The following is a 6,651-nucleotide window of genomic DNA, read 5'->3' as shown; positions in this document are numbered from 1 at the left end:
GCGGGACGCACCGCCTTGCGGGCGACGAGGCTGCCGGAGCGGACAGGGGCGCGGGTCGGCGACGCCGGCTTCGGATTCTTGACGGTTAATTTGGTGCGCATAAACGCTGGGATTCATTCAGACTGCGATCGCACGCAGCAATTCGGTTTCGAGCTGGATCTGCAGGCGGTTGTCGGACAGGCCGGCACCCGCGAGCAGGAAAATGTCCTCGACGCGTTCGCCGAGCGTATTGATCCGCGCCGCATGGACGCCGATCCGATGCTCGGCGAGTACGCGCGCGATCGAATAGAGAAGGCCCGGCCGGTCGTTGGCCGACACGGACAGGATGTAGTACTGGCCGCGCTCGTCGGCTCGCAGGTCGACGCGCGGCGTGATCGGAAACGTCCGGGACAGCCTCGACAGGCGGCCCTTGGACGGCTCCGGCAGCGGTGCGGTTTCGGTGAGCCGCGACGCGAGTTGCTGCTCGACGAGATTCGCGATGTCGCGATACCGCACGTCACGTTCGGTCTGCGTGACGATGAAGTTGTCGAGCGCATAGCCGTGCCGCGTCGTGCTGACGCGTGCGTCGAGCACCGACAGCCCGTTGCGGTCGAAATACGCGCAGATGCCCGCAAACAGGTCGGGGCGATCCTTGACGTACACGAGCACTTGCAGCGCGTCGCCGATCGGCGACGGCCGCGCGCGGACGATCGCGGTTTCGGCATTCACGTGCCGGTACAGCACGCGTGTCTGCCACGCGATGTCGGCCGCGTCGTGACGCAGGAAGAAGCCGATATCGAGCTGGTCCCACAGCGCGCGATGCGCGTCGTCGGGCACGGTTTCGAGACGCAGCAGCGCGAGCGCCTGCTCCTGCCGCGACTTCAGCTCCGAATGCGCGTCGGGATTGGCCCCGCCGAGCACCGCGAGCGTGATGCGGTACAGGTCCTCGAGCAGCTTGCCCTTCCACGTGTTCCATACCTTCGGGCTCGTGCCGCGGATATCGGCGACGGTCAGCAGGTACAGCGCGGTGAGGTACCGCTCGTTGCCGACGACTTCGGCGAAGCGCTTGATGACTTCGGGGTCGCTCGTGTCCTGCTTTTGCGCGACCTGGCTCATCGTCAGGTGATGCTGGACGAGCCACACGATCAGCGCCGCATCGTCGCCGGCGATGCCGTGCTCGCGGCAGAAGCGCCGCGCATCGGCCATCCCGAGCGTCGAGTGATCGCCGCCGCGGCCCTTCGCGATGTCGTGGAACAGTGCCGCGACGTACAGCACCCACGGGCGCTCGAAGTTGCCGATCAGCTGGCTGCAGAACGGATATTCGTGCGCGTGCTCGGCCACCGCGAAGCGGCGGATGTTGCGCAACACCATCAGGATGTGCTGGTCGACCGTGTACACGTGGTACAGGTCGTGCTGCATCTGGCCGACGATGCGGCGGAAGTTCAGCAGGTAGCGGCCGAGCACGCTCGTCTGGTTCATCAGACGGAACGCGTGCGTGATCCCTTCGGGTTGCTGAAGGATCCGCATGAACGTGTCGCGGTTCTGCGGATCGCGGCGCCACGTGTTGTTCATGATCTCGCGCGAGTTGTACAGCGCGCGCAGCGTGCGGGCGGACAGGCCCTTCACGCCACGGGTCGTCTCGTACAGCAGGAACGCTTCGAGGATCGCGTCGGGGTGGCGTTCGAACACGCCGTCGTCGACGATCTCGAGCATGCCCTGCTTTTCGACGAAGCGGTCGGGCGACAGCACGCGCGTGATGCCGCTCGTCGCGGGGAAGAGCTGCGCCTCGATGTTCTGGATCAGGATCGTCGCGAGCTGCGTGACGGCTTTCGCGGCCCAGTAGTAGCGGCGCATCAGCTGTTCGCTCGCGCGCTTGGCCTGCGTCGCCTGATAGCCGAAGCTCTCGGCGGCCTGCGTCTGCAGGTCGAACACGAGCATGTCCTGGCGGCGGCCGGCGATCACGTGCAGCCGCGCGCGCAGCGTCTTCAGGAAACCTTCGTTGCGACGCAGTTCGCGCGCCTCGCGATCGGTGATGAGACCACGCGTGTCGAGCTCGCGCCAGCTGCTGCCGAAACCGGCCGCGCGCGCGATCCACAGGATCGTCTGCAGGTCGCGCAACCCGCCGGGGCTTTCCTTCACGTTCGGCTCGAGGCTGTACGGCGTGTCCTGGAACTTCGCGTGGCGCTGGCGCATCTCGAGCACCTTCGCGGTAAAGAACGCGCGGGCGTCGAGCGCCTCGTGGTAGCGCACCGTGAAGCGTTCGAACAGCGCGGTGCTGCCGACGATGCGGCGCGCTTCCAGCAGCGAGGTCTGCACCGTGACGTCATGCGACGCTTCCTCGATGCACTGCGCGACCGTGCGCACGCTGCTGCCGATCTCGAGGCCGAGATCCCACGCCATGCCGATGAAGCGCTCGATGCGCGCGTCGAGTGCCGGATCGTGCGCATCGGGCAGCAGCACGAGGATGTCGACGTCGGAATAGGGCGCGAGCTCGCCGCGCCCGTAGCCGCCGACGGCGACGAGCGCGAGCGTCGCGGGCAGCCCGCAGTCGTCCCACACGCGCTTCAGCGCCTCGTCGGTGAGTTTCGACAGCGCGTGCATCAGCGACGCGACGTTCGCCGCGCGGCGAAAGCGCTCGAGCATCTCCGTCTTGGCGGCCTTGAATTCGGCGCGCCGCGACAGCGCTTCGGGCGAGGGGGCAGCGTGAGCGCTCATGGGCGGCCGTTCAGGTGCGGGTGGGGCGGGCTGGCGCGGCGGCGCTCAGACGGCGGCGGCCGGTTGTGAGAACACCGGGCGCGCCGGCGTGCCGGCCGACACGGTCAGCACCTCGTAGCCGGTTTCGGTGACGAGCACCGTGTGCTCCCACTGCGCCGACAGGCTGCGGTCGCGCGTCTTGACCGTCCACTGGTCGGGCATCGTGCGGATGTCGCGCTTGCCGGCGTTGATCATCGGCTCGATCGTGAAGATCATCCCGGCCTTCAGTTCGATGCCGGTGCCCGGGCGGCCATAGTGGACGACCTGCGGATCTTCGTGGAACACCGTGCCGATGCCGTGGCCGCAGTATTCGCGCACGACGCTGTAGCCCTGCGCTTCCGCGTGCTTCTGGATCGCGTAGCCGATGTCGCCGAGGTGCGCGCCGGGCTTGACCTGGTCGATGCCGAGCCACATGCATTCGTAGGTGGTCTGCACGAGGCGCTTCGCGAGGATCGAACCCTCGCCGACGATGAACATGCGGCTCGTGTCGCCGAAGTAGCCGTTCTTGATCACGGTGATGTCGATGTTCAGCGCATCGCCGTTCTTGATCACCTTCTCGCCGGGAATGCCGTGGCAGATCACGTCGTTGACCGAAATGCAGGTGGCCTTCGGGTACGGCGGGTAGCCGGGCGGCTGGTAGTTCAGCGGCGCCGGGATCGTGCCCTGTTCGTTGAGCATGAACTCGTGGCAGAGGCGGTCGAGTTCGGCGGTCGTGACGCCCGCGACGACGTGCGGCGTGATGAAGTCGAGCACTTCGCTCGCGAGACGGCAGGCGACGCGCATCTCGGCGATATCGTGTTCGTTTTTGAGCGTAATAGCCATCGAGGTATGCCTGGAATGCGGTGAATTGACGGATTATCGCACCTTCTGGCAGGCCTCGCAGCCCCTGCCGGCGGTGCGGATGCGGGTTTTCGCGGATTGTCCGGCCGGCTGCCGCGCGGCAAGCGAAAGTGGTGAGCGACTTGAGAGCGGACAAATCGGCGTGCTATACTCTTTGGCTAAGTCGATATCCAATTGCCGAGCTTGCCCCATGTTGGGGCGGCATCGCGGATGGAAGGCTTGCGGCACGGGCGTTTGCACGTGTCGAATCGCAAGCCGGCGCAACCAGGGTGCCGGCCGCGCGGAATTCGTGCCCTTCGGGGCGGGATCGCGCGGCGGTACGGCGGCCGGCTTAAGACCCAACCCTCGTGGAGAATTTACATGGCAGTTACGATGCGCCAAATGCTGGAAGCGGGTGTCCACTTCGGTCACCAGACGCGCTTCTGGAACCCGAAGATGGCTCCGTTCATTTTCGGTCACCGCAACAAGATTCACATCATCAACCTCGAAAAGACGCTGCCGATGTTCACGGACGCACAGAAGTACGTGCGCCAGCTGGCAGCGAACCGCGGCACGATCCTGTTCGTCGGCACGAAGCGTCAATCGCGTGACACGATCGCCCAGGAAGCGCAGCGCGCAGGCATGCCGTTCGTCAACGCACGCTGGCTCGGCGGCATGATGACCAACTTCAAGACGCTGAAGGTATCGATCAAGCGCCTGAAGGACATGGAAGCGGCAGTCGAGGCAGGCGAGCTCGAAAAGATGAGCAAGAAGGAAGCGCTGCTGTTCGAACGCGAAATCGCCAAGCTGCAAAAGTCGATCGGCGGCGTGAAGGACATGGGCGGCATTCCGGACGCGATCTTCGTCGTCGACGTCGGCTACCACAAGATTGCTGTCACCGAAGCGAACAAGCTGGGCGTGCCGGTCATCGCCGTGGTCGATACGAACCACTCGCCGGAAGGTGTGGATTACGTGATCCCGGGTAACGACGACTCGAGCAAGGCAGTCGCGCTGTACGCTGAAGGCGTGGCCGATGCGATCCTCGAAGGCCGTGCGAACGCGGTCAACGAAGTGGTCCAGGCCGCACGCGGCGACGACGAGTACGTCGAGGAAAACGCGTAACTGGCCCCGAGCCGGCGCAAAAAGGGGGCTCTCAACAGGCCCCCTTTTTTTAAGCTTGTGCGCCGGACCTGATCGCGCCTGATTGGTGCGGGTCCGGAAACGAATCTCGGCCGTTCGCGTCCAAGCGGGCGGCGTTGTGAATACAGACTCAAGGAGCGAATGATGGCGGCAATTACCGCAAGCATGGTGGCAGAACTGCGCGCAAAGACCGACGCACCGATGATGGAGTGCAAGAAGGCGCTGACGGAAGCCGACGGCGATCTGGCCAAGGCTGAAGAGCTGCTGCGCGTCAAGCTCGGCAACAAGGCGAGCAAGGCGGCATCGCGCGTGACGGCAGAAGGCGTCGTCGCCTCGTTCGTCGGCGGCAACGCAGGCTCGCTGGTCGAACTGAACTGCGAAACCGACTTCGTCGCGAAGAACGACGACTTCCTCGCATTCTCGAAGACGGTTGCAGAACTCGTCGCGACGCAAAACCCGGCTGATGTGGCTGCGCTGTCGGCGCTGCCGCTCGAAGGCTCGACGGTCGACGCAGTGCGCCTGGCGCTGGTCGGCAAGATCGGCGAGAACGTCTCGATCCGCCGTTTCGTCCGTTTCGAAACCGCGAACAAGATCGCAACGTACCTGCACGGCGCGCGTATCGGCGTGATCGTCGAGTACACGGGCGCGGACGAGCAGGTCGGCAAGGACGTCGCGATGCACATCGCGGCAATGAAGCCGGTCGCGCTGTCGTCGGCTGACGTGCCGGCGGAACTGATCGAGACGGAACGCCGCGTGGCCGAGCAGAAGGCTGCGGAATCGGGCAAGCCGGCTGAAATCGTCGCGAAGATGGTCGACGGTAGCGTCCAGAAGTACCTGAAGGAAGTGTCGCTGCTGAACCAGACGTTCGTGAAGAACGACAAGCAGACGATCGAGCAGATGCTGAAGGCAGCAGATGCCGCAGTGCAGAAGTTCGCGCTGTTCGTCGTCGGCGAAGGCATCGAGAAGCGCCAGGACGACTTCGCCGCCGAAGTGGCCGCGCAAGTCGCAGCAGCAAAGCAGCAGTAAGCCGTAAGCAGTCAGGCAGTATCCGCGGCGGGCGTCCGCTCCGCCGCGGTCGGCGCCGCCGCCGGCCGGCCGGGAAACCCGGTCCGACCGTCGGCGCTTGCCCGAATCAGTATTTCGCCCCTACAGTTCGTGGTTGTCATCCTCTCGTCGCTCGGAAGCCCCTATGTCCAATGCCTATAAACGCGTCCTCCTCAAACTCTCCGGCGAAGCGCTGATGGGCGACGATGCCTTCGGCATCAATCGCGCGACGATCGAACGGATGGTGGCCGATATCGCCGAAGTCGTGCGTCTCGGTACGCAGCTCGCGGTCGTGATCGGTGGCGGTAATATTTTCCGTGGTGTCGCGGGTGGCGCGGCCGGCATGGATCGCGCGACGGCAGACTACATGGGGATGCTCGCGACGATGATGAACGCGCTGGCGCTGCAGGACGCGATGCGCCACGCCGGCATCGAGGCGCGTGTGCAGTCCGCGCTGCGGATGGACCAGGTCGTCGAGCCGTACATCCGGCCCCGTGCGATCCGCCAGCTCGAGGAAGGCCGCGTCGTGATCTTCGCGGCCGGTACGGGCAACCCGTTCTTCACGACGGACACGGCCGCCGCGCTGCGTGGTTCGGAAGTGGGCGCCGAGGTCGTATTGAAGGCGACCAAGGTCGATGGCGTATATTCTGCCGATCCGAAGAAGGATCCGTCGGCCACGCGTTACACGACGATCACTTTCGACGAGGCGATCAGCCGCAACCTGCAGGTGATGGACGCGACGGCCTTTGCGCTGTGCCGCGACCAGAAGCTGCCGATTCGCGTGTTTTCGATCAACAAGCCGGGCGCGCTCAAGCGCATCGTGCTGGGCGAGGACGAAGGTACGCTCGTCCACGTGTAAACTCCCGCGGATGCGGGTCATCGGCCGCGGCGCACCCGATGCGCCGGGCGGGGCCC

Annotated in this window: 5 protein-coding genes; 3 read left to right on the top strand and 2 right to left on the bottom strand. The window is 65.3% G+C overall.

Annotation, left to right across the window (positions count from 1 at the left end):
• Window positions 1-117: 117 nt before the first annotated feature.
• Both G3N98_RS25365 and map read right to left on the bottom strand, forming a co-directional pair.
• Window positions 118-2,694, bottom strand: a complete 2,577-nt coding sequence (locus G3N98_RS25365) for a [protein-PII] uridylyltransferase (protein ID WP_206149518.1) — start codon at window positions 2,692-2,694, stop codon at window positions 118-120.
• A 45-nt stretch (window positions 2,695-2,739) separates the two neighbouring features.
• The gene (gene map / locus G3N98_RS25360; RefSeq protein ID WP_089425689.1) at window positions 2,740-3,555 is read right to left on the bottom strand and encodes a type I methionyl aminopeptidase; all 816 of its coding nucleotides are present in this window, start codon (window positions 3,553-3,555) and stop codon (window positions 2,740-2,742) included.
• A gap of 378 nt (window positions 3,556-3,933) precedes the next feature.
• Between map and rpsB the strand changes: the two genes are divergently transcribed.
• From rpsB to pyrH, 3 genes are all read left to right on the top strand, one after another.
• Complete coding sequence (rpsB, locus tag G3N98_RS25355) at window positions 3,934-4,674, top strand: 30S ribosomal protein S2 (protein WP_006752149.1); 741 nt, start codon at window positions 3,934-3,936, stop codon at window positions 4,672-4,674.
• Between the two features lie 162 nt (window positions 4,675-4,836).
• Window positions 4,837-5,718: a translation elongation factor Ts gene (gene tsf, locus G3N98_RS25350; RefSeq protein WP_089425944.1), complete on the top strand. Its 882-nt coding sequence runs from the start codon at window positions 4,837-4,839 to the stop codon at window positions 5,716-5,718.
• 163 nt (window positions 5,719-5,881) lie between these two features.
• On the top strand, window positions 5,882-6,595 hold the full coding sequence (pyrH, locus tag G3N98_RS25345; RefSeq protein ID WP_011352459.1) for a UMP kinase: 714 nt from the start codon (window positions 5,882-5,884) through the stop codon (window positions 6,593-6,595).
• The last annotated feature ends 56 nt before the right edge of the window (window positions 6,596-6,651 follow it).

Origin of the sequence: Burkholderia sp. Tr-20390, assembly GCF_017104595.1 — a bacterium.
GTDB lineage: Bacteria > Pseudomonadota > Gammaproteobacteria > Burkholderiales > Burkholderiaceae > Burkholderia.
Note: the sequence above shows the minus strand (reverse complement) of the source record. Positions and strands in the feature narration are given on the sequence as shown.

Coding starts and splice junctions, on each gene's coding strand:
- G3N98_RS25365 (WP_206149518.1), bottom strand. CDS start 2,694: ATGAGCGCTCACGCTGCCCCCTCGCCCGAAGCGCTGTCGCGGCGCGCC.
- pyrH (WP_011352459.1), top strand. CDS start 5,882: ATGTCCAATGCCTATAAACGCGTCCTCCTCAAACTCTCCGGCGAAGCG.
- rpsB (WP_006752149.1), top strand. CDS start 3,934: ATGGCAGTTACGATGCGCCAAATGCTGGAAGCGGGTGTCCACTTCGGT.
- map (WP_089425689.1), bottom strand. CDS start 3,555: ATGGCTATTACGCTCAAAAACGAACACGATATCGCCGAGATGCGCGTC.
- tsf (WP_089425944.1), top strand. CDS start 4,837: ATGGCGGCAATTACCGCAAGCATGGTGGCAGAACTGCGCGCAAAGACC.